Here is a 23179-nt window from a genome sequence, read left to right on the forward strand (position 1 = left end):
AATAAACTTCGGTTTAGTTGGCGTGGTCCGAAATGAACTTGATTCTGTAGACCCTGATTTCTTCCTCGTCAATGTCTTCTTCTTCAAGCTCTTCTAAAGCCACCCGTATATTGTCAGATTCGGCAGTCATGAAATAGTCTTGGAGAATATCCTCCTTTTCCTCATCCATGATATGCTCGATGTAATAATTGATATTCAACTTGGTACCACTGTAGATGATTTGCTCAATCTCCTGGAGTAACTCAGCCATGGATATATTGAGGTTGCTGGCGATTTCATCCAGATCGATTTTGCGGTCAATCTGTTGGATAATTGAAATCTTTACTTTAGACCTGCTACCTGAAGTCTTAACCACCACATCAGAAGCTGTGATGATATCGTTTTCTTCCACGTAACTTGAAATTAATTTTAAGAATGTCGCTCCAAATTTAGCGACTTTCCCCATTCCTACACCATTAATTTGAGCAAGTTCTTCTTTGGTAGTCGGGTATACTGTGGCCATTTCTTCCAAAGAAGGATCTTGGAAGATCACATATGGAGGAAGGCCTTTAGCTTTGGCCACTTTTTTACGCTCCGCCTTAAGAAGTTCAAATAGATTCTCATCGTAGGATTTTCCAGTTGTTGGAACATCCTCCGGTGCTTCGTTATTGATTTCGTCTTCGTAATTATGGTCTTTGCTGAGGGTTACAGCGTAAGGGTCCTCCAAAAACTTCAAACCCTTGCTGGTGACTTTAATCAGTCCATAGTTTTCTATGTCCTTTTCCAAGAAGTTGAAATACATAGCCTGACGGACGATTGACTTCCAAAGACGATCATCATCCTCTTTACCTTTCCCAAAAACGGCTAATTGATCATGGCCATAGCTGACCATGTAGTCATTGTGCTCCCCTCTGATAATGTCGACAATATGCTTGAGATTGAATCGGCCGTTAATGTCTTTGACAGTTTGAATTGCGGTGAGTAAATGTTCCATCCCTTCAAACTTCTCCTTGCTTTTCTTACAGTTATCGCAGAATCCGCAGTCCTCTTCCATGATTTCACCAAAGTAGTGGAGGAGTACTCTTCTTCTACAGACCGAACTCTCCGCATAGGCAGCCATCTCATCCAATAGGATTTTGGCATTTTCGCGCTCAGTTACAGGTTTATCTTTATTGAATTTTTCTAGCTTGATGATGTCATCATACCTGTAAAACATCAGGCAATGACCTTCCAAACCATCTCTACCGGCCCGACCTGTTTCTTGATAGTAACCTTCCAATGATTTTGGTACATCGTAGTGGATCACATATCTCACATCCGGCTTATCAATACCCATCCCAAAAGCGATGGTTGCTACAATAACATCCAATTCTTCATTTAGAAAATCATCTTGGTTTTTGATACGTACGGCTTGGTCTAATCCAGCATGATAAGGTGCTGCATTGATGCCATTAACCTTCAAAAGCTCAGCAATCTCCTCAACTTTTTTTCTGCTAAGGCAGTAGATGATACCTGATTTGCCTTTGTGGGATTTGATGTATTTGATGATGTGTTTTTTGGTGTCATTCTTCATCTTTGGACGAATCTCATAATAAAGATTGGTCCTGTTAAAGGATGACTTAAACAAATCTGCTTCTTCCATATGCAGGTTCCGCTGAATGTCCTGCTGCACTTTAGGTGTTGCAGTAGCAGTCAGGGCGATAATGGGAAGATTAGCACCTACTTGCGCTATAATGGATTTGATTTTTCGGTATTCCGGTCTGAAATCATGACCCCATTCAGATATACAGTGAGCTTCATCAATAGCTACAAAACTTATATTCGCTTCTTTAAGAAATTCGATGTTCTCCTCTTTAGTCAAGGATTCTGGAGCAACGTAAAGTAATTTGGTTTTGCCGGACAAAACCTCTTTTTTAACCTTTGTTGTCTCTGATTTATTGAGCGTTGAATTTAAAAAGTGGGCATTGATACCAAAAGCAGTCAACTGGTCCACCTGATTTTTCATCAGAGCAATAAGTGGAGAAATAACGATAGCCGTCCCTTCTTTGGAAACTGCCGGCAGTTGATAGCACAGGGACTTCCCTGCACCCGTTGGCATGATGACAAAAGTGTTGTTTTTATTGAGGATGTTAGTTACGATTCCTTCTTGATTTCCCCTGAACTGGCTGAAACCAAATATCTTTTTTAAGTTGTCTTTTACGATTTGATCCACAGTTGATTGAGAATTTTAAGATTCAATTATACAGCAAACGGGTATTTCCTAGGTGGAGTGATCAGGAAAATTGTCTTTAAGTTATCCGTTGCGAATATGAAGTTAAGAAAAAAATCTAACATACAGATGATAATTGGTAACAAAGAAAATTGATTATTTCTATACCTTTCGACAGGTATGGGGATTCCAACAAAAAAGATACACTGATCTGTTGACCGTTGGTAAATTAAATCGTTAAAATTAAGGGATTTGTGTCGTTTATTTGTAAATTCTACCCAAATCCAACCACTTTAATCAAATGAAAGTACATGCTTGAAAAGCCCTACATAGTAATTTTGGCCGGAGGAATAGGTTCGCGATTTTGGCCCTATAGCAGAAAAAAAAGACCCAAACAGTTTTTGGATCTTTTCGGCACGGGTAGAACCTTACTCCAAATGACCTTTGATCGCTTTTTGGGAATTTCCCAGGCAGATCATTTTTTCGTAGTCGCCAATCAACAGCATTACGAGTTGGTCAAAGAACAACTTCCTGAAATTCCTGAATCAAATATTCTCACAGAACCTTTACGGAGAAATACGGCTACTTCCGTCGCCTATGCCTGCTATCGAATTGGTGTACATCATCCAACTGCCAAGATTATCGTCACACCATCAGATCACTTGATTTTGCATCAGGATAAGTTTTTGGCTAAAATTCAATTGGCACTTACGGCTAGCGAAATAGATCATCGATTATTGACTGTCGGTATACGACCTAATCGACCCGAGACTGGTTATGGCTATATTCAATATCATTTAGAACCTGCCTCCAAAGTAAAAAAGGTCAAAACCTTTACGGAAAAGCCAAATACAAAGCTTGCACAAACATTTTTTGAAAGTGGGGATTTTGTATGGAATTCCGGTATTTTTATCTGGCAGGCCAAAAGTATTATTCATGCCTTTGAAAAATACATGCCCGATGTGGCAGAGGTGTTTGAAGAAGGTAAAGAATTTTACAAGCGGGAGGAGGAAATTGCCTTTACAAAAAAGGCCTATACGCTCGTGAAAAACATTTCCATAGATCATGGTATCCTAGAAAAATCAGATCAGGTGTACACCGTTTTGGGTGATTTTGGTTGGTCGGATTTAGGGTCTTGGATGAGCCTATACGAGCATCATGACTTGGATAATGCCAATAATCTGGTGGAAGCCAATGCCTTATTGTATGATACCAAAAACTCCTTTATCAAGGTTAGTCCCGAAAAATTGGTAGTGGTGCAAGGATTGGAAAATTATTTGGTAACAGAATCCGATAATGTATTGTTGATATGCCAACTGGATCAAGAGAAAAAATTCCGGGAGTTTATCAACGATGCCAAAAACAAAGGAGAAGACTATGTCTGAATTGGAAAAACAAGAAATTACCATCTCAGAAGCCCAACAGTTAGTGGATGAGTGGATTCGAACAGTCGGTGTACGTTATTTCAATGAACTGACGAATACGGCGATTTTAATGGAAGAAGTAGGGGAGTTGGCGCGTATTATGGCCCGAAAATATGGAGAGCAATCCTTCAAAGAATCAGATAAAAACAAAGATTTGGCCGATGAAATGGCGGATGTCTTGTGGGTATTGATTTGCTTGGCTAATCAGACTGGTGTGGACTTAACTGATGCCTTGAAGAAAAATTTTGAGAAAAAGAACATCCGCGATAAGGATAGACACATCCAAAACAAAAAGTTACAGTAGACCGTAACTTAACTTGGTTTACTAAAGTTTATTGAAATTTTAAGCAAATGAAAAATTACCTTCACCGCAACTACTTTCTGATATTTTTGATGCTTGGCGTCCTTTCATGCGAAACAAACAGGGAAGAACCTCCACGCTTTTTCTATGGGAATTACAATCTCCAGTCTATTATTATGAATCTGTCGGTTGATTTGAATAATAACGGGGTAAGCTCCAACAATTTTCTTGAGGGAATAGAAGGAGTTTCCCAGGTGATAAATACCCGGATGACCTTGGTAGAGGAGGAAATAGATGAAATGGTATTCTCTCTTTTCATTTCCAACATTCTTACGACGACTAACAATATTCCAATCATTCGATTTGGAGCGGAGAATGTACGCTTGCTCGTGGAATTCGGTGAGCTTTCGGATACTTTTCAACTCGTCAATGATTCCAATCGCCCCACAAACTCCAGTGGAGTCATCCTTGGCATCACCCTTATTGATCAGTTGACTGTGGAGATTGAAGTGGAGAAGTCGGTATACGATTACGCAATCAATGATTGGGTGGAAATCTTGGCCACATACCGATTTGTCAGGGGAGGTTTCATGTCATGAAAAAACAGCATCTGCCCACCAAAATGTGTCCCGTCTGCAACCGTCCCTTCACCTGGCGCAAGAAGTGGGAGAAGAATTGGGAGAATGTTAAATATTGCTCCAAGAAATGTGCTGGAAATAAAGTGAAAATTGAAAATTAAAACAAATAAGATATTTGTATGAGCCTTCAATAATTTTTTTAGCATTTTGGGTTTAGTAGTATTCTAAATTGTTTAACTGTAGAAAAAAAAATAAGCGTTTAAGATTTTTGAGTTTGTTTTTAAAGAGCAACTCATTTTATAAATTTAAGGGAATAAAAACCCAAATACATTCATGCTCTTTTCTAAATTACCCCAAACAGAAATAAGTATATTTACATTGATGACTGATTTGGCAAATTCCTATAACGCCATTAATCTAGCCCAGGGATTTCCAGGCTTTGATTGTTATCCATATTTGCAGGATCTCGTGACTGAGTATATGCAAAAGGGCTTTAATCAATACGCTCCTTCTCATGGAGTTGGACTTTTGAGGCAGCGAATTGAAGAAAAGTCGAGGCTGCTCTATGGTGTTCAATTTGATGTTGATACTGAAATTACGGTGACCTCTGGTGCAACGGAAGCATTGTATGTTGCAATTACTTCTGTGGTGAAAGTGGATGATGAAGTGATTATTTTGGAGCCTGCTTATGATTGCTATGTACCAGCTATTCAGTTGAATGGTGGTTTGCCTGTATTTGTGCAGTTAGATTCGGAAAATTTTAGTGTGCCATGGGAAAAGGTTAAAGACGCTTTTTCAGAAAAAACTAAGGCTATCATTATAAATAATCCTCATAATCCAGGCGGCTATGTGTGGAAAAAGTCAGATTTTGAAACACTCAGTCAGCTAACAGGTGATAGGGAAATATACATCATAAGTGATGAGGTATATGATCATATTCTGTTTGATGAGCGCAAACACCTCTCTCCTTGTATGGTTGATTCGCTGAAATCCAAGACTTTTGTATGTGGCTCTTTGGGAAAAACCTTTCATGTGACAGGATGGAAAATTGGATATTGCTTAGCGCCAGTGAAATTGACAAAAGAGTTTAGGAAAATTCATCAATATGTTACCTTCAGTACAGCAACTCCATTTCAATTTGCCTTGGCAGATTTTATGATAGATCCTACACGTTATTTTCATCTAGGTGAATTTTATGAGTCCAAGAGGAATTTATTTCTTAATGGACTGAAAGAAACACTATTTGAATTCACACCTACGGAAGGGAGTTTCTTTCAAACAGTTTCCTACAAGCATTTAAGTAAAGAAGCAGACTATGAATTAGCAAAAAAAATGACTGTCAGGGCCAGAGTTGCGGCTATCCCAATTTCTTATTTCTACCATGATAAAAAAGATGAGAAAGTTCTTCGCTTTTGTTTTGCCAAAGAAGATGATGTGCTAGAAGAGGCTATATATCGTTTAATCGAATTTTGTAAAGAATTACATTGAAAATCAGTTACCTCCTCCGGATTTGATTTAAGGTTAATTCGGGCGACGATGCTGTGTTACTTCGATTAAGGGCGCGATCCTGTATTTGTACATCTATTCTAATAGTGTCATTTCTGAATATTGATTCCCAACCCGAAGAAATCATTGCATAACGGATACTTCCTTCTACAGCTCTTTCGGCATTGCTATTGAGGATTCTGGGAAATCGCCCGTTGAATGTGGTGAAAAATGGAGGATCTTGCCAACGGAACTCATTAAATTGACCATTCCTTTTAATAAAAAAACGAACAAAAATATTGAAATGATTTTCATTGGGTTCTACCCATACCGTATCACGGACAATAACATTATTAACAGTAGGGTTAATTGCCCAGTCAATAGGGTTGAAATTTGGTGCTTCGGGTGGTCTATTGCTGAAGAAAATTAGCGCTCCTTGTGGTGTTCTCCTGAAGTTTTGTGAGTTAAATGGAGGGTCAATATCTGTGGGATTTAATCCTAAATCACCTTCAGCATCCTTAAAGCCTACTATTACTACAAGTGAATCTCCACCAGCGCTAGATACAAACTCCATTCGTTCAAAATTTATTTCAGGAATTGATGGAAAGTTCTCAGGTGCATTGATACAGCCTGTCCAAAGGAGTGCGAAAGTGAATATCAATAGATAATTTTTGAGGCTACGCATGCGCTAGTATCTTTACTTTGTCAAGTTAAACGTAAATTTGCTGAAATTTCTGCGGACAAATTAAAAAACGATGAATTATTTCAAAAGTTTTGAGGCTGATTTAATTAATCTTACATCAGAAAATTTTGAAAAACTGGCCTTAAAGGTGTTTCAGTTTCAGGCTATACATAATCCTATATATCGGAGCTATCTCCATTATCGGAATATTCAGCCCCAATCTGTCCAATCATTGCAATCTATTCCGTTTTTACCCATTCGGTTTTTTAAAGATTATGAGGTCTATTGTGAAGGCGACTTTCCATCTGAGGGCTTTTTTTCAAGTTCGGGAACTACAGGGATGATTACGAGCAAGCACTTATATTGGTCCAAGGACTTTTACCTGCAACATGCTCGTCGCATTTTTGAACAAGTGTATGGTAAGCTAAAAGAATATCATGTATTAGCCTTGCTGCCTGCTTATTTAGAGCGGGAGGGTAGTTCATTGGTGGCGATGGCGGAAGATTTTATCCAACATTCGCAGAGTCCGTACTCAGGCTTTTACTTATATAATCATGAGCAGTTGTTGGCCCAATTGCATGAGTTGAGAAAGGATAATAGGCGAGTGCTTTTGTTGGGGGTTACCTTTGCCTTATTGGATCTAGCAGAAAAGTCATCTCAATTTCCCAGTATGAATAACCTAATTGTTATGGAGACAGGTGGTATGAAAGGGCGAAGAAAAGAAATGATCAGAGAAGAAGTACATGATATTTTGAAAAAGGCTTTTCAAGTTTCATCTATTCATTCTGAATACGGCATGACTGAATTATTGTCTCAAGCTTACTCTAAAGGGGAAGGGAAATACACTTTACCTACAAGTATGCGTGTTTTTTTAAGAGATATTAATGACCCGTTATCCTTCAGTATTCGCGCTACAGGGGGAATAAATATAATCGATTTAGCAAATTTTCATTCCTGTTCTTTTATTGAAACCCAGGATTTAGGTAGGTTTGATTTAGAAGGGAATTTGGAAGTTTTGGGAAGATTTGATAACAGTGAAACCAGAGGTTGTAACTTAATGGTCAATTAATTCTTGTATTTCTAGATGTAAATAAACATCTTTGAATATAAATATATATCAAATGAAAAGATTAGGAATCGTCGTTGCAGCGCTAGCTATTTTGATGCTTTCTTCATGTGCTGCAAGTAAACCTTGTCCAGCATATGCTAAAGCTGTTGATAACCAAGAAGTAAAAGGGTGAAAAAATATGCTGACCGTTAATAGTCAGCATATTTTTTGACATCTTCTAAGGAAATTGTTTTATCTCCAAGAATAACCAAACGTTCTACCACGTTCCTCAATTCTCTAATATTTCCAGTCCAAGAAAATTTCTGTAGTTCTTTTAGTGCATCTTCACTAATGCCTTTTTTAGCTGTACCATATTCTGCTGCAATATCTGCTAAAAACTTGTTTACTAACTCAGGAATATCTCCCACACGGTCCTTCAATGCAGGTACTTGAATCAATATAACGCTTAAGCGATGGTAGAGGTCTTCTCTGAATCTACCTTCTTCAATTTCCTTTTTTAGGTCTTTGTTAGTTGCCGCCAAGACTCTCACATCTACCTTGATATCTTTATCCCCGCCCACTCGAGTAACCTTGTGCTCTTGTAAAGCCCGCAATACTTTAGATTGAGCGGATAAACTCATATCTCCAATTTCATCCAGGAAAAGCGTACCACCATTGGCTTGTTCAAATTTCCCTACCCGTTGTTTCACAGCAGAGGTAAAGGCTCCTTTTTCATGTCCAAATAATTCACTTTCAATCAACTCAGCTGGAATAGCGGCACAGTTGACAGCGATAAAGGATGCCTGTGCACGATTACTTTTGGTGTGCAGCCAATGAGCTACCAATTCTTTACCCGTTCCGTTAGGTCCTGTAATCAATACACGTGCATCGGTAGGGGCTACCTTTTCAATGGTGTTTTTGACATCTTGGATGGCAGGAGAGTTTCCTACCATATCCAATTTTTGGGATAATTTTTTTTTCAATACCTTAGTCTCCGAGACGAGGTTCTTTTTATCCAAGGCATTGCGTACGGTAAGTAATAGACGGTTCAGGTCTGGGGGTTTAGGTACAAAATCAAAGGCTCCTTTTTTAGTGGCTTCTACCGCAGTTTCAATACTGCCGTGAGCAGAAATCATGATGAATTGAGGGTTTTTCTCCAGTTCTTTCGCTTTTTCCAATACCTCCAAACCATCCATTTTCGGCATTTTGATATCACAGAGTACGAGGTCATAGTCCTCTTCCATGATCTTCTTCAATCCAGCTTCGCCATCTGGTGCTTCGTCCACCTGATACTTTTCGTATTCTAATATTTCTTTTAATGTAGCTCTAATGACGCGCTCGTCATCTATGATCAAGATTTTTGACATATAGTTGTGTATGGTAAGAATAAAGAATATGCAAGCCTGTAAGCCGGGTTCTGTTCCTCTCGCGAGGCATCTGTCATTTATCTAGGCCTTGATTCACACCAAGGCTCCATCGACCTACCCATCCTGCACAAAGACGAGCCGCCTTTTCTGGAACTGAATCCAGCGCAGGACCTATTTGGTCTTTCAACCCATAAGGTTTACCATGCAATCCTTGTCACCAAGGACCCGGTGGGCTCTTACCCCACCTTTTCACCCTTATCCCGATAGCTATCGGGACGGTATATTTTCTGTGGCACTTTCTGTGAACTTACCGTCTCCAGTAAGCCCCCTTCCCGTTAGGAAGTATGGCGCTCTATGTTGCCCGGACTTTCCTCTCTCCCGTCAGACGGGACAGCGACAGATCGGCTTGCATCTTGCAAATTAAGGTAAATATTTCTGTTTACTAAATATGTATCATGACATAAGCACTAAATGTCTGCATTCAATGATAAACTTGGAAGTGATTAAAATCTGGATTGTCAAAGAAGAGCATTTATTCATTGAGCTTTTTTCTAATTTCATTGGCTGCTGTTCTTGCCATTGAAACTTAATTTGGGCTAAGTACCTCAATTTTATTTATCAAATCCATTAAATATTTTAATATATAGATATAATCAATGATATTGCGTGACTTCTTATTTGGATTAAGTTTAAATAGACTCTACTTTTGTGACGTTATTTGAAATAAGTCTTAATAAAGCGAGTCCCAAGCCATATATGTTTACGAGAGTAGTAATTGTTTCCTTTTTCCTGAGTTTGCTTATACTAACTGAAGCAAATGCATGGAATGACACCGATAATCGCACGCTTGCGATTTCAGGAACCGTAGCCACCTTAGAAGGAGAAACTGTTCCATTTGCCAATATCTATGTAGAAGGGACCGTGAAAGGAGCCTACACGAATTTGGATGGTTCTTTTCAGATTTATGATTTGCCTGATGGTGAATATACTATTAAAGTTTCAGCTGTAGGCTATAAATCATTTACTACAAAAGTTGTTGTATCTGGCGGAAAAACTGCCCCTTTGAATTTGATTTTTGAAGAAATTGGAGTAAAAATGCCTCAGTTTACAGTAATTGCCAGCAAGGATAGGGTATTTAGTAGGGTTCCAGGTTCGGTAACCTATGTGGATGCCAAAGAAATCCAAACGGTTAATCCTCTGAGCGGTAATGAGGTGCTGAGAAGATCTCCTGGTGTACATGTGGTTGACGAAGAAGGTATTGGCATGCGTGTCAATATCGGTATCAGAGGTTTGGACCCGGATAGGAGTAGAAGTGTGCTCGTTTTGGAGGATGGTATTCCAGTAGCCTTATCGCCTTACGGAGAACCTGAAATGTATTATACTCCTGCTATGGATAGAATGGCTGGAGTAGAAATTCTAAAAGGTTCGGGGCAGATTTTGTTTGGTCCTCAGACTATTGGCGGTGTAGTTAATTACATTACGGCTAATCCTCCTCAAGAGGAAGAAGGCTCTGTTTACATTCAGGGTGGCCAAGGTGGCTTTTTCTCTGGCTTAGTCAATTATGGTAATACCTTCGGTAATACAGGTATGCATGTGAGTCTATTGAAAAAACGTGCGGATAATGTTGGTGCTACGGAATTTGATATCACAGATTTTAATACCAAGTTTCTATTCAATATCAATGAAAAGTCCGAATTAGGATTGAAACTAGGGATATATAATGAAGTATCCAATGCTACGTACATTGGAATTAACCAGGTAATGTTTGATCGGGGAGGAGAGGACTTTGTTAGAATGGCTCCGGATGATTTATTAGAAGTAAGAAGATTGTCTATGAGTTTTAGCCATAAATACAGATTTAATAAAAATGTACGCCTCAACACGATTGCATATGGTTATACGACCACAAGAAATTGGAGTAGACAAGATTTCACGATCAATGCTACCAACACACCACCAGCTAACTGGACTGGGGTAGTTTGGGGAGACCGTGAAGTACCCGGTGGAGCAATTTTTATGCGTAATAGTACAGGTAACAGAAACCGTCAGTTTGAAGTTGCGGGAGTGGAACCTAGATTGGAAGTAGATCATCAGCTATTTAGTTTGAAAAATGAATTAATCGTAGGTACACGATTTCTTTACGAAAGAGCATTTGAACAAAGAGTAAATGGCACGCGTGCAGGGGTAAAAAGCGGGAATTTGGTAGAAGATGAGGTGAGAACAGGCTACGCCTTTAGTGCCTATGCTCAAAATAAGATCGCTATCTCCAATAAATTTGACGTTAGTGGTGGCGTTCGTTTGGAATCATTCGATTTTGAGCGGGATATTCGCAGAAGGAGTTTTGCAGGTCTTGGGGTCAGAGATACTGTTTTGGTAGCGGGAAATATCGTCCACGAAATCATTCCAGGGCTTGGGTTTAATTACAGACCTTTGAATCAATTAAACGTATTTGGAGGTGTTCATAAAGGTTTTGCTCCACCACGTACCAAGGATGCTATCACTGCATTGGGAGATGCCTTGGATTTGGAAGCTGAGAGAAGTGTGAACTATGAATTAGGATTCCGCACAGAGCCTGCCAATTGGTTCTTTATGGAAGCTACGGCTTTTGTTATGAATTTCTCGAACCAGATCATTCCGGTTTCTGAGTCATCCGGAGGTGTAGGCTTTGGTTTAATCAATGGTGGCGCTACGTTGAATAGAGGGGTGGAAACCGCCATGGTAGTAGATGTGAGTAATTTACTTGGTTTTAGCCGTACCAAATTAACCTATGATGTGAATGCAACCTTTGTCAAGGCGACTTTCAATGAGGATAGATTTGTGGAAGGTGTGAATATCAACGGCAATAGAACACCTTATGCTCCGGATAGATTTGTCAATACAGCACTTACACTAGAAACTAATTCCGGATTTGGTTTGCGTTTAGCCGCTAATTTTGTTTCCCAGCAATTTGGTGATAACCTCAACACACTAGAGCCAAGTGTGGATGGTAGAAATGGTGTGATTCCTGCTTATCAAGTATTTGATGCTGTGTTTTCTTATAATTTGAGTAAGTGGAATTCGCGATTTAATTTAAGCATCAAAAATCTTACAGACGAGCGATTTATTGCCTCCAGAAGGCCTCAGGGCATTCGCGTAGGGATTCCAAGATTCATTACAGCAGGGTATCAATTCAAGTTTTAAAAAAAAGAATTTTTTTTGTAAACTAGTTGAAACAAAAATATCAGATTCATGTTTATACATATATAAAGGCTTTAAAAGCTTTTCTTCATAGTGCTGGGTTGAACCGTTCCATTCATTTGGAGCGGTTCTTTTCGTTTCAGACTAGCTGTTTTTTTGTATGTTCGCATCTTGATTTCATCTCATATCATGAATCCCAACGCCAAGAAAAAATACATCCGACTAATCAAATTACTGAATTTCTATCCTCCTTATTTATGCTCAGGTATTCGAGTGGTCGATTATAATGAGTCATTTACCTATTTTAAGGTGAGATTGAAGTTGACATGGTATAACCGCAATTTGGTAGGTACAGCTTTTGGGGGATCCCTCTATTCCATGTGTGATCCTTTTTTCATGTTTATCCTAATCATCAATTTAGGGAAAGATTACATCGTATGGGATAAAGCAGCAAGTATTGATTTTATAAAGCCTGGAAAAGGGACGGTTTACGCTGAATTTTCTTTGGAACCTGATGCAATTGAGGAGATGAAACAGGAAGTTGATTCTTTAGGGAAAAAGGTGTTTACCTTTCCCTGTCAGGTGGTGGATGCTGATGGGAATACCATTGCTCGATTGACAAAGGATGTGTATGTTCGGAAAAAGTAACAAGAGATTCACTATAGAACAGGTGTTGGTTTTCTTCTTACCTTTGCAAAAAGTTTGATTTATGATATTGGTTGGTAACGCTGTGATAAGCGATGATATAAAGGAGCAGTTTTTTGTCTGTGATTTGGAAAAGTGTAAGGGCGCTTGCTGCGTAGAAGGTGATGCCGGGGCGCCCTTAGAAGATCATGAGACGGAGATTTTGGAAAAAATCTATCCTGCCATCAAAGATTACATTACTCCTGAAGGAAGGGCAGTAATCGAGCAGCAAGGTACTTGGGTCATTGATAAGGATGGAGACAAGGGTACGCCAACTATTGGAGATAATCGCGAATGCGCTTATGCCTTGTACGATGAAAAAGGTGTGCTCAAATGTGGTATTGAGCAAGCCTATTTCGATGGTAAAACAGATTTTCAAAAACCTATCAGTTGCCACCTTTATCCGATTCGAATCAAAAAATACGATGAGTTTGAGGCCTTGAACTACGATCGTTGGGATATATGTAGTGCTGCCTGTGTGTTGGGTAAAAAGCTAGGAGTGCCCTTGTATATTTTCCTAAAGGATGCATTGATCCGTCATTTTGGACCTGATTGGTATGCGGAGTTGGTGAAAGAGATTGAGGGGTAAATATAGCGTAAGACTTAGTAATGTGACCAGGCAGGTTTTCAAAACCTGCCTGGTTTTTCTTTAAGAACTATCTTCTCTTGCTGATTTTATTGAAAGTAATCTTTCGCTGCTGATTGGATTTGAAGCGAAGCAAGTTATCAGGGGCCTTAGCAATATGTTTCGTTTTACGGCCTTGTACACGCTCACGCCACATTTTGAAGGAACTGGCTTTCATTTCCCTACGCATCAATTCTATGACTTCTTGCTCGCGTACGCCAAACTGATTTTCTATGGCATCGAAAGGTGTTCTATCTTCCCATGCCATTTCTACAATTCTATCGATGTCCTCTGGGCTGAGTTCCTTCATTTTTTCCATACTCGCAAAACTTTGAAATCATTTTTTTGTTTCGTATTCGATGCAAAAAGTTTCCATTGTTTGGTTTAAAAGGGATTTGCGCCTGCAAGATCATGAGGCTTTAGCGGCAGCTTGTGAGGCGGGACTTCCGCTGATTTTATTGTATATTTTCGAACCAGCACTTGTGCAGGCGCCCCAAAGTGATGAGCGTCATTGGCGTTTTGTATGGGAGAGTTTGCAGGATATCAATCAAACATTGGCAGCGTTTGATGCCCGCGTTCACATTTTATATGCAGACCCTCTTCGGGTTTTTGAATCATTGGCCAAATCTTACCAATTAACACAAGTATTTTCTCATCTGGAAACTGGTCTTCGGGTAACCTTTGATCGGGATAAACGAGTGAAGAAATATTTTGCAGCACATGGCATTGTTTGGAAAGAATACAGACATCAAGGGGTCAAGCGAGGAAGAAAAGACAGGTCAAAATGGTCACAGGAATGGTATGCACAAATGGCCTCTCCACAAGTTCATCCCAACTTGAAAAAGGCTACCATTTATACGCTGCCGAAAGCAGTTACGGAGAGTATTGATAGTTTGCCGATTCCTGACGCTTGGGAAATTCCTGTTTCTCTGATGCAAAAAGGAGGACCAAGTACTGCTAAGCGCTATTTTGATTCTTTTTTTGCAGAGCGGGCGGCTAATTACAACCGGCATATTTCTAAACCCGAATTAAGCAGGAGGGGCTGTAGCCGACTATCGCCTTATTTGGCTTGGGGAAATCTGTCTATCCGTCAGGTGTATCAAGAAGCAGAGCGGGTAAAGAAAAGCAAGAAGTTTGTCCGAAACCTAACCAATTTCCAATCTAGACTACGTTGGCATTGTCATTTTATTCAGAAGTTTGAGTCCGAGTGTCGCATGGAGTTTGAGCATGTCAATCGTGGTTTTGACGCGCTGATCAAGCCTTTGGATGAGAAAAAGGTAGAGGCATGGAAGCAGGGGAGAACAGGGATTCCCATGGTAGATGCCTGTATGCGTTGTGTAGTGGAGACAGGATATCTCAATTTTCGTATGCGAGCCATGTTGGTTTCTTTTTTGACTCATCATTTGTGGCAGGATTGGAGGGTTGGAGAGGTGCATTTGGCGAGGCAGTTCTTGGATTTTGAGCCCGGGATTCATTTCCCACAATTTCAGATGCAAGCAGGGGTGACGGGAATCAATACCGTTAGGATCTATAATCCAATCAAGCAATCCCAAGACCATGATCCTGATGGAACTTTTATTAAAAAGTGGGTTCCTGAATTGGCAAGTCTCCAAGCACCTTACATTCATGAACCCTGGAAATTGACGGTTATGGAACAGCAGATGATGGGATTTACCCTAGGGGTGGATTATCCTCACCCTATTGTTGATGTGGAGGAAGCTGGGAGGTTTGCCCGGGATACGATCTGGAAGGCCCAGAAAATGCAATCAGTGCAAGAAGATGCTGTGAGGATTTTGGAAAAGCATACGGTGCCGAACCGTTGGCCATGAGTGGGTTACTTGCGATGGGCTAATTGAGTTGCGTCACTACAACGAAAGATTTTATACATGATATTTTGAAGTTGTACTTCAATTTATCATGTATATTTGAAGTTGTACTTCAGTTTATCATGTACATTTTGAAGTAAAACTTCAAAATGTTATCTATATTTGAGTCTGACATTCAAAAAATTTTTACAACTATGTTTAAAAGATTTCAAGATTTCCTGGATTCCGATAATGAAAGCCTTTAGGGAGGAATATTCTGTTAAAAGAGCAATCGTTGTTTGTACTGAACCGAGGGCAAGGTTAATGGATGGGATTATGGTTTTGCCTTGGCAGAATTTTTTGCAACAATTGTGGAATGGTGAGATTGTACATGGGGAACCTTAGGTTTTCATTAACTTTACCAAGATTTGGAGATTTTATGGTGGACGAAACTTATGTTTTTGAGGTTGGAGGGCCTTCTAAGACTTCCGAACAAATCCAAGGAGTTCCCAATGCCTACCTCGTCGAAGATGATATCAAATTTGGTAACGGCAAAAAGATTCCGCTCTGGCTTTTTGGCTTTCTTTTTTGAGGATTATTTATCGTAGCGGCAGTAAAGAGTGCACTAAAAATGGAGGCGATGGTAAGTGTTTAATTAAAAAACTTTGAAACCCCAAAGGTCTGGGAAGGAGCTAACCTTTGAGGTCTCCAAGACCTCAAAGGTTTTTCCATTTAAATTATTGAAGCGTGACTTCCTGCTCTAAGTAACCACCTCTGGTAGAAAGTAATTTTACTTTCGCTTTTACTGGATCTTTTTGGTTCACTTTAACACGGAACTTTACCTCTTTTTCTTCACCTGCCTCGGTATAGCCGGCATAGATGGTTTTATCATATAAGCTTGGTTCGCTGATTTGCACGATTGCTTTTTCATGTCCTTTGGTGAGCTCTTTGTCAAATTCTAACATCACTCTATCCTCCTGAACGATTTTCACACGTTTCGCTTGATCCAAGGCGACAGGTAATTTCCCGACATTTTTCCATTTGATGGTAATCTCGTATTCATTACCGATTTTTTGGACAATTGGATCTTCCATGATGAGTTCAGGCAAATCCATAGCCATGGCGACATTGAATAGGGACTGTTTTTTAATCCAGCCTTCCAATTGCCAAGGTGGACCATTTTGGGAGAAGAATTTAGGGTGGAAACCACCAATTTCAACTTCGCCTAATTGCGGGTGCATAAATTTTTCCCATACTTTGAAGCCTTTACTGCCATTTTCCTCATCATCCCAACGGAGCGCATCGTAATCATCCAATACCCCATCGCCATCATAGTCCTTCATGGCGCCATTATTCCAAAGCTCATCTCCATACCAAACAGCACCATAATAGAAGTACCCAAAATCAGGTCCATGACCAAATAAGGGGTTCGGTTTAAGCGGGTCTCCTGTCAATCTATTGGTGCCACCTCTTGTACTGTAGGTTTCATAAACATCACCTGCCCAAGGGTAACCGGTAATGCTCATGCCCAAACTGTCATAATATTCGTAGATCTTGCGATCTTTCTCAAACATGGATTCCGCACTGCTGGAAGTGGATGGTGGCCTTAGGTGCATGGGAACACGAGTATCCAAGGAGTTGACTACCGAAATATTTGGATGCTTGATAAGCCACAAGAAAGTAGCACGGGTTTCAATTTCGCTTAATGGATATTCTCCGGCACCAAATTGGGTATAGCCTCTGCCAGTGGCGTCTTCTCTAGTATTCGGCCTCCAGTTTTCTGGATAGTTACGATGTAAATCTAAGCCTCCAATTCCATCTTCATTGAATCTACCGTCTCCGTCATTGTCAATGCCTTCGGTGTACATCAAGTAATCACCTTTACCATCTAGCACCCGTTTCATCAACCGCTTTTTCGGGTCGCGAGGGTCAATGATGTAATTAGCTTTCTCTTTCTCTTCTGGAGTAAGGGCTTTCTTGCGCATCATGTGAATGATACCATCTCCATTCAAATCTTCTTCAGGATCTTCGTCATAGAGTCCGTCTCCATCTACATCAAATGGACGAACCGTACTTCTATTGCGCTGCTCCGAGAAAAGATACATATTGGTGCCATCAGGATTATTTTGCGGGCGAACATAGATGGTCTTAGTGTCAATTAGGTGAGTGATTTCTGGGTCTTTACCATAGTTATCTAATAAATACTTGGTCAACCATAAGACTGCCTCACTCGCGGTGACTTCTCCTCCATGTCGACCTCCTTCAAAGAATGCAGCAGGTTTGTTGGTGTGTTTACCTGTTTTTTTGTTGGTGATGGTCATCTGTAAGATGGGTCTGCCTTCGAATGAGCGGGCCACTTCATATAATTCTGTGATATCCGGATACTGCTCCGCCCAAAGGCGGTACCAATGATACATTACATCAGGTGAGTGGTAAATATCGAAGGTCAAGGTTTCACCTGCTGTGTATTCCACTTCGGGAAATTCGTGTTTTTTGAAAAAGGATTGTCCATGCCGCTCACCGGAAACGGTATAGAATTTGGATTGCGTATTTTGTTCGGGGAATGTCTTTCCAAACTCCTGTGCTTGGGCGGATCCGATACCTATAAGTGAGGCAAGCAGTGTACAGTAAATTTTGTTCATCATAGAATAGGTTTACATATCCCCTAAAAATAAGGCGAGGACAAAAGCTTTCATAACCATTCAAAAAAAAATCCCCAACTTTCGCTGGGGATTAATTGATGAGTTGAACTCTTAGTAATTGATGAGCAATTCAAAAGATGTATCGCTGTAGCTTGTAAATCCAGGTACCGGCTGAGCATTAGGTAATTTTCTCAACACATGAGCAACTCGTTCTTTAGTCCCTTTGTCAACATTTTCTGTTAAAACATCAAAACCCACGATCTTACCTTTTCCGTTGATGTTCACTAATACTTTTAATTCATCTAAATCAGCAGCTTTTTTTGTTCTAAAGATAAATGGAAGATGACTGTCAATCACATCCAAAGTAAATTCAGGCCAAGCCCATTCACAGATATAGGTATCTATATTACTCGAATTCATCGTAGCAACCGGTTTCAAAACAATCATTGCTTCTTTCTCAGAAACGCTTGAATTTATATCGGATGCAAGCACACTTAACGAAGTTAATATGGCTAATAATCCTGCGGTCAATATTTTGATGAAGAGTGTCATGGATTTTTCTGCTCTTTTATATTGTAATTATACAACAAAAAACTTTTCAAACAAATAAATTTGCATTTTATATTTAGAAATAAGCAACAAAAAAGTCTTGCCAACGACAAGACTCTTTTCAGAATATAAACCCAAATATAACTTTAGAGATTAAAAGTTTCGATCATGAATTTTGCTCCGTTAAGAAGCAATTTGCTTTTTGACAATACTAAATTTGGTCAACCATTTTGATGTTCAAATTAAATATTTTATTCTAAAGCAACATCAAAATAAATAGGTTTTGATTTAATTTGCAAATTGAAAAATAAATTTTGTTAATTTTTAACTGTTTTATAATTTACGCATGGTTTTATTAACATGACTTCAAAATCACCTAAAAAAAATGGATAAAATTTTAGATATTGACAATGTAGATCTCAAGATCATCTCATTGTTGAATCAGGATGCAAAGACTCCTTACACTGAGATTGCCAAAAAAGTATTTGTTTCCTCGGGTACGGTTCACGTGCGTATGCGCAAGCTAGAAGACATGGGAGTGGTCAAAAGTGCAACCCTGAATATAGACTTCTCCAAACTTGGTTATGATATTTCAGCCTTCTTGGGGATTTATTTAGAGAAAAGCAGCTTGTATGACAATGTCATCGAAATGTTAAAGCAAATTCCCGAGGTGATTAATGCGTATTACACTACCGGTAATTACTCCATTTTCGCTAAGATCATTTGTAAAGACACAAACCATCTAAGGACTGTTTTGGATAATATTCAAAAGGTGGATGGGATAGACCGTACGGAAACATTGATCGTGTTGGAAGAAAGTATCAATCGACCAATACAGTTTTTTGACAAGTAAAAATCAGTTATTTGGATTAAATCTAAATAAAATATTTTTAGGATTATTCCTATAATTCGTATCATTCTAATTTAGGAGTCAATTTGTATCAAATTGGCTCTTTTGTTTTTTAAATCATTGATAGTAATTGACTTGTGTAACATTAATCACTTTTTTTTAAGAATTTTTTAGCAGTAGTGAACAATAAATTTTCCATTTGTGTTGTATCTTCACACCATAAAATGTAATTAGTCTAAATAATTCAGCCCAATGAGCAAGGATAATCAAATACTGGAAGAATTAACCTCTAAGGAATACGAGCATGGCTGGTCTGTTGCATTAGAAGCAGATGAAGCACCGCTCGGCCTCAACGAAGATATCGTCCGATGGATTTCTGCAAAGAAAGAAGAACCGGAATGGATGTTGGAGTGGAGATTGAAAGCTTTTGAAGTGTGGAAATCCATGAAGGAACCTGAATGGGCAAATGTACATTATCCTAAAGTAGACTTTCAAGCTATCAGGTATTACTCTGCTCCGAAGCAGGCGAAAAAGCCAAAAAGTTTGGATGAAATTGATCCAGAATTATTACAGATTTATGAGCGATTGGGGATCAACCTGAATGAGCAGAAGCGATTGCAAGGTATTGCCGTAGATGCAGTATTGGACTCTGTTTCTGTAGGTACTACTTTTAAAGATACCTTATCTAAACTTGGAATTGTGTTTTGTTCCTTCTCAGAGGCCGTTCAAGAGCATCCTGATTTAGTAAAAAAATATTTGGGATCAGTAGTGCCTGTTGGTGACAATTATTATGCCGCCCTCAATTCAGCCGTATTCTCTGATGGTTCGTTCTGCTACATTCCAAAAGGTGTTCGCTGCCCGATGGAATTATCTACTTATTTCAGAATTAATGCTGCCAATACCGGTCAATTTGAACGTACACTTATTGTAGCTGAAGAAAATTCTTATGTTTCTTACTTAGAAGGTTGTACTGCTCCGCAAAGAGATGAAAATCAGTTGCACGCAGCCGTAGTTGAAATCTACGCAGACAAGCATGCTGAAGTAAAATATTCTACGGTTCAAAACTGGTTCCCGGGTGATAAAGAAGGGAAAGGAGGTATTTATAATTTCGTAACCAAGCGTGGTATCTGTGCTGGAGATTACTCCAAAATTTCATGGACACAGGTAGAAACCGGTTCAGCAGTTACTTGGAAATATCCTTCCTGTATTCTGAAAGGCGATCACTCGGTAGGGGAATTCTACTCTGTAGCTGTTACCAATAACTATCAGCAAGCAGATACGGGTACTAAAATGATCCACATTGGAAAGAATACCCGTTCGAGAATTGTTTCCAAAGGGATATCTGCCGGCAAATCCCAAAACTCCTACAGAGGCCAGGTTCAGGTGATGAAGCGTGCTGACAATGCTCGTAACTTCTCCCAGTGCGACTCCTTATTAATGGGAGACAAGTGCGGGGCCCACACTTTCCCGTACATCGATATTCAAAACTCAACCGCCAAAGTAGAGCATGAGGCTACTACTTCCAAAATCGGCGAAGATCAATTATTCTACTGCAATCAGCGAGGTATTTCTACTGAGGATGCTGTAGCCTTGATCGTCAATGGTTATGCCAAAGAAGTATTGAATCAGCTTCCAATGGAATTTGCGGTGGAGGCACAAAAATTACTTGCCTTGACTTTAGAAGGCTCAGTCGGTTAATCTAAACTACATATTTGAAAACTACATACCTATGTTATCTATAAAGAATCTTCATGCCTCTATCGATGGAAATGAAATATTGAGAGGTATCAATTTGGAAGTAAAAGCAGGAGAAGTTCATGCGATCATGGGCCCAAATGGCTCTGGCAAATCTACCTTGGCCTCTGTTTTGGCAGGTAGAGAAGAATATGAAATCACCGAGGGTGAAGTTGTGTTCCAGGATAAAGATTTGCTGGACATGGCACCAGAGGATAGAGCAAGAGAAGGTGTTTTCTTGGCTTTCCAATATCCAGTTGAGATTCCAGGCGTATCTACTACCAATTTCTTGAGAACTGCCGTCAACCAGGTAAGAGAATATAGAGGGTTAGAGCCTTTGGATGCAGTGAAGTTTTTGGCATTGATGAAGGAGAAGATGAAGTTGGTGGAGATTGACCAAAAATTATTAAGCAGATCATTGAATGAAGGTTTCTCCGGTGGTGAGAAAAAAAGAAATGAAATCTTCCAAATGGCGATGTTGGAGCCAACCTTGTCTATTTTGGATGAAACTGACTCTGGTTTGGATATCGATGCATTGAGAATTGTGTCCAATGGTGTCAATCAATTAAAATCAGACAAAACAGCTACGATCGTAGTTACCCACTATCAGCGACTATTGGATTACATTGTTCCTGATTATGTACATGTGTTATATAAGGGAAGAATCGTAAAATCGGGTAGCAAAGAGTTGGCCTTGGAATTGGAAGAAAAAGGATACGATTGGATCAAGGAAGAAGTTGAATCTGCCTCTGTATAAATCTAAAACCAATGATGACGACAGCGACAACAAGTAAATTATTTACACAGGTTCAATCTTTGTTTCAGGCTTCGGGAGGTTTTGCTTCCATCCGTCAGCAGGCGGTAGAAAGTTTGGAAAATCAAGGCTTTCCTGTAGCTAAAGCGGAGGAATATAAGTTTACCAATCTTAGCAAGAAACTGGAGAATGGCCTGACTAATGCAAGTTTTGCTGAGCCTTTTTCCATCGATCAAGCAACAGTGGATGCTCATATCTTCGCAGATTTCGATGGGGACGTATTGGTATTTACCAATGGTTCTTGGAATAAAGAACTCTCAAAAGTTACCCAAGATTACTCTGTAGAGGTAATAAGTGAAGATGGCCTGTTAGGAGCTATTTCCAAGCCGGGAAAAGATGCATTTGCTGACCTTAATACAGCTGCTTTCCAAGAGGCTATCAAAATTTCAGTAGCAAAAGGAAAAGTAATTGAAAAACCAGTACTTCTGATTCATTTCAATCAAGCAAATGAAGGTCAGATAGTGATGCCTCGATTGTTAGTGCAGGTGGATGAAATTGCTCAGGTAACCTTATTGGAGTATGCCGTATGTTTGGATGAAGAGGTCTATTTCTCCAATGCCTTGACAGAGGTAAAGGTAGCGGCTGGTAGCTATGTTAAATTTTTCCGTTTGCAAAATCAGTCCTCCAAAGCTATCCTAATGGATACAATGGAAACGGATATTCATAGAGATGCTGTATTTACTTCAGTGAAAATCTCTTTGGCGGCGGATATGATTCGTAATAACCTGACGTTGAATTTGTTGGATTCAGGTTGCGAAGGGAATATGTATGGTTTGTATTTGTTGAATGGCAAAACCCATGTGGATAATCATACCAATGTAGACCATACTATGCCTCATGCAGTTTCCAATGAATTGTACAAAGGAATTCTAACAGATAGTTCGCGCGGGGTATTCAATGGGAAAATTTTCGTGAGACAGGATGCCCAGAAAACCAATGCATTTCAGCAAAATAATAACATTTTGCTTTCCGAAAATGCTATCATCAATACCAAGCCGCAATTAGAAATTTGGGCAGATGATGTAAAATGTTCCCACGGATGTACTACAGGTCAGTTGGATGAGGAAGCTTTGTTCTATTTACAGGCGAGAGGGTTGGATAAGACGCAGGCAAAAGGCATGTTGCTTTATGCTTTCGCAGGAGAGGTGTTGGAATTTATTTCCGATGAGCCATTCAAAGCTCACATTACCAATTTGGTAATGGAGCGATTGGGAACTCAGTTTTAA

The 23179-nt window shown here is 39.6% G+C and carries 21 protein-coding genes and 1 other RNA gene; 15 read left to right on the plus strand and 7 right to left on the minus strand.

Annotated elements, in window-relative coordinates; translation table 11 throughout:
- Positions 1-13 precede the first annotated feature (13 nt).
- Entirely contained in the window at positions 14-2191 is a 2178-nt protein-coding gene (gene recQ / locus IE080_RS12930; protein ID WP_189583214.1) for a DNA helicase RecQ, read from the minus strand.
- 308 nt (positions 2192-2499) lie between these two features.
- Here recQ and IE080_RS12935 point away from each other — a divergent pair, with 308 nt between their 5' ends.
- The 5 genes from IE080_RS12935 (at position 2500) to IE080_RS12955 (ending at position 5979) form a co-directional block, all read left to right on the plus strand.
- The gene (locus tag IE080_RS12935) at positions 2500-3573 is read left to right on the plus strand and encodes a mannose-1-phosphate guanylyltransferase (protein ID WP_189583217.1); all 1074 of its coding nucleotides are present in this window, start codon (positions 2500-2502) and stop codon (positions 3571-3573) included.
- Positions 3542-3916: a nucleotide pyrophosphohydrolase gene (locus IE080_RS12940; RefSeq protein ID WP_229800632.1), complete on the plus strand. Its 375-nt coding sequence runs from the start codon at positions 3542-3544 to the stop codon at positions 3914-3916. The genes IE080_RS12935 and IE080_RS12940 overlap by 32 nt, the downstream gene beginning before the upstream one ends.
- 47 nt (positions 3917-3963) lie before the next feature.
- Positions 3964-4512, plus strand: coding sequence for a hypothetical protein (locus IE080_RS12945; RefSeq protein WP_189583220.1), 549 nt, complete (start codon positions 3964-3966; stop codon positions 4510-4512).
- Positions 4509-4652, plus strand: a complete 144-nt coding sequence (locus tag IE080_RS12950) for a DUF2256 domain-containing protein (protein ID WP_189583223.1) — start codon at positions 4509-4511, stop codon at positions 4650-4652. The genes IE080_RS12945 and IE080_RS12950 overlap by 4 nt, the downstream gene beginning before the upstream one ends.
- A gap of 172 nt (positions 4653-4824) precedes the next feature.
- Entirely contained in the window at positions 4825-5979 is a 1155-nt protein-coding gene (locus IE080_RS12955) for a methionine aminotransferase (protein WP_189583225.1), read from the plus strand.
- 7 nt (positions 5980-5986) lie between these two features.
- On the opposite strand, the gene IE080_RS12960 is transcribed toward IE080_RS12955, so the two are convergent.
- Complete coding sequence (locus tag IE080_RS12960) at positions 5987-6661, minus strand: hypothetical protein (protein ID WP_189583228.1); 675 nt, start codon at positions 6659-6661, stop codon at positions 5987-5989.
- A gap of 70 nt (positions 6662-6731) precedes the next feature.
- Between IE080_RS12960 and IE080_RS12965 the strand changes: the two genes are divergently transcribed.
- On the plus strand, positions 6732-7727 hold the full coding sequence (locus tag IE080_RS12965) for a long-chain-fatty-acid--protein ligase (protein ID WP_189583231.1): 996 nt from the start codon (positions 6732-6734) through the stop codon (positions 7725-7727).
- Between the two features lie 188 nt (positions 7728-7915).
- Here IE080_RS12965 and IE080_RS12970 read toward each other — a convergent pair whose 3' ends face one another.
- A complete protein-coding gene (locus tag IE080_RS12970) occupies positions 7916-9073 on the minus strand; it encodes a sigma-54-dependent transcriptional regulator (protein ID WP_189583234.1) in 1158 nt (385 codons plus the stop codon).
- A gap of 23 nt (positions 9074-9096) precedes the next feature.
- Positions 9097-9486: RNase P RNA component class A (gene rnpB / locus IE080_RS12975), an RNA gene on the minus strand.
- 343 nt (positions 9487-9829) lie between these two features.
- Between rnpB and IE080_RS12980 the strand changes: the two genes are divergently transcribed.
- The 3 genes from IE080_RS12980 (at position 9830) to IE080_RS12990 (ending at position 13523) form a co-directional block, all read left to right on the plus strand.
- Positions 9830-12253, plus strand: a complete 2424-nt coding sequence (locus IE080_RS12980) for a TonB-dependent receptor (protein WP_189583237.1) — start codon at positions 9830-9832, stop codon at positions 12251-12253.
- A gap of 186 nt (positions 12254-12439) precedes the next feature.
- A complete protein-coding gene (locus IE080_RS12985) occupies positions 12440-12898 on the plus strand; it encodes a DUF4442 domain-containing protein (RefSeq protein WP_189583240.1) in 459 nt (152 codons plus the stop codon).
- Between the two features lie 61 nt (positions 12899-12959).
- Complete coding sequence (locus IE080_RS12990; protein WP_189583243.1) at positions 12960-13523, plus strand: DUF3109 family protein; 564 nt, start codon at positions 12960-12962, stop codon at positions 13521-13523.
- A gap of 67 nt (positions 13524-13590) precedes the next feature.
- Here IE080_RS12990 and IE080_RS12995 read toward each other — a convergent pair whose 3' ends face one another.
- A complete protein-coding gene (locus IE080_RS12995; RefSeq protein WP_189583254.1) occupies positions 13591-13878 on the minus strand; it encodes a TIGR03643 family protein in 288 nt (95 codons plus the stop codon).
- 40 nt (positions 13879-13918) lie between these two features.
- On the opposite strand from IE080_RS12995, the gene IE080_RS13000 reads away from it, so the two are divergent.
- A complete protein-coding gene (locus tag IE080_RS13000) occupies positions 13919-15388 on the plus strand; it encodes an FAD-binding domain-containing protein (protein WP_189583257.1) in 1470 nt (489 codons plus the stop codon).
- A 352-nt stretch (positions 15389-15740) separates the two neighbouring features.
- Entirely contained in the window at positions 15741-15956 is a 216-nt protein-coding gene (locus IE080_RS13005; RefSeq protein ID WP_229800633.1) for an AAA family ATPase, read from the plus strand.
- Positions 15957-16101: 145 nt separating this feature from the next.
- Here the strand turns inward: IE080_RS13005 and IE080_RS13010 are convergent, their stop codons facing one another.
- Together IE080_RS13010 and IE080_RS13015 are read right to left on the minus strand one after the other, a co-directional pair.
- The gene (locus IE080_RS13010) at positions 16102-18006 is read right to left on the minus strand and encodes a M14 family metallopeptidase (RefSeq protein ID WP_189583260.1); all 1905 of its coding nucleotides are present in this window, start codon (positions 18004-18006) and stop codon (positions 16102-16104) included.
- Between the two features lie 111 nt (positions 18007-18117).
- Positions 18118-18558 (minus strand): hypothetical protein, encoded by a 441-nt coding sequence (locus tag IE080_RS13015; RefSeq protein ID WP_189583262.1) that lies wholly within the window; start codon positions 18556-18558, stop codon positions 18118-18120.
- A 382-nt stretch (positions 18559-18940) separates the two neighbouring features.
- On the opposite strand from IE080_RS13015, the gene IE080_RS13020 reads away from it, so the two are divergent.
- The 4 genes from IE080_RS13020 to sufD all read left to right on the plus strand — a co-directional run bounded on the left by IE080_RS13020 (position 18941) and on the right by sufD (position 23179).
- Positions 18941-19408, plus strand: coding sequence for an Lrp/AsnC ligand binding domain-containing protein (locus tag IE080_RS13020; protein WP_189583264.1), 468 nt, complete (start codon positions 18941-18943; stop codon positions 19406-19408).
- 249 nt (positions 19409-19657) lie between these two features.
- On the plus strand, positions 19658-21103 hold the full coding sequence (sufB, locus tag IE080_RS13025) for a Fe-S cluster assembly protein SufB (protein WP_189583266.1): 1446 nt from the start codon (positions 19658-19660) through the stop codon (positions 21101-21103).
- 31 nt (positions 21104-21134) lie between these two features.
- Positions 21135-21896, plus strand: a complete 762-nt coding sequence (sufC, locus tag IE080_RS13030; RefSeq protein ID WP_189583268.1) for a Fe-S cluster assembly ATPase SufC — start codon at positions 21135-21137, stop codon at positions 21894-21896.
- Positions 21897-21907: 11 nt separating this feature from the next.
- Positions 21908-23179 (plus strand): Fe-S cluster assembly protein SufD, encoded by a 1272-nt coding sequence (gene sufD, locus IE080_RS13035; RefSeq protein ID WP_229800634.1) that lies wholly within the window; start codon positions 21908-21910, stop codon positions 23177-23179.

This window comes from Mongoliitalea lutea (genome assembly GCF_014652135.1).
In the GTDB taxonomy this organism is placed as follows: domain Bacteria; phylum Bacteroidota; class Bacteroidia; order Cytophagales; family Cyclobacteriaceae; genus Mongoliitalea; species Mongoliitalea lutea.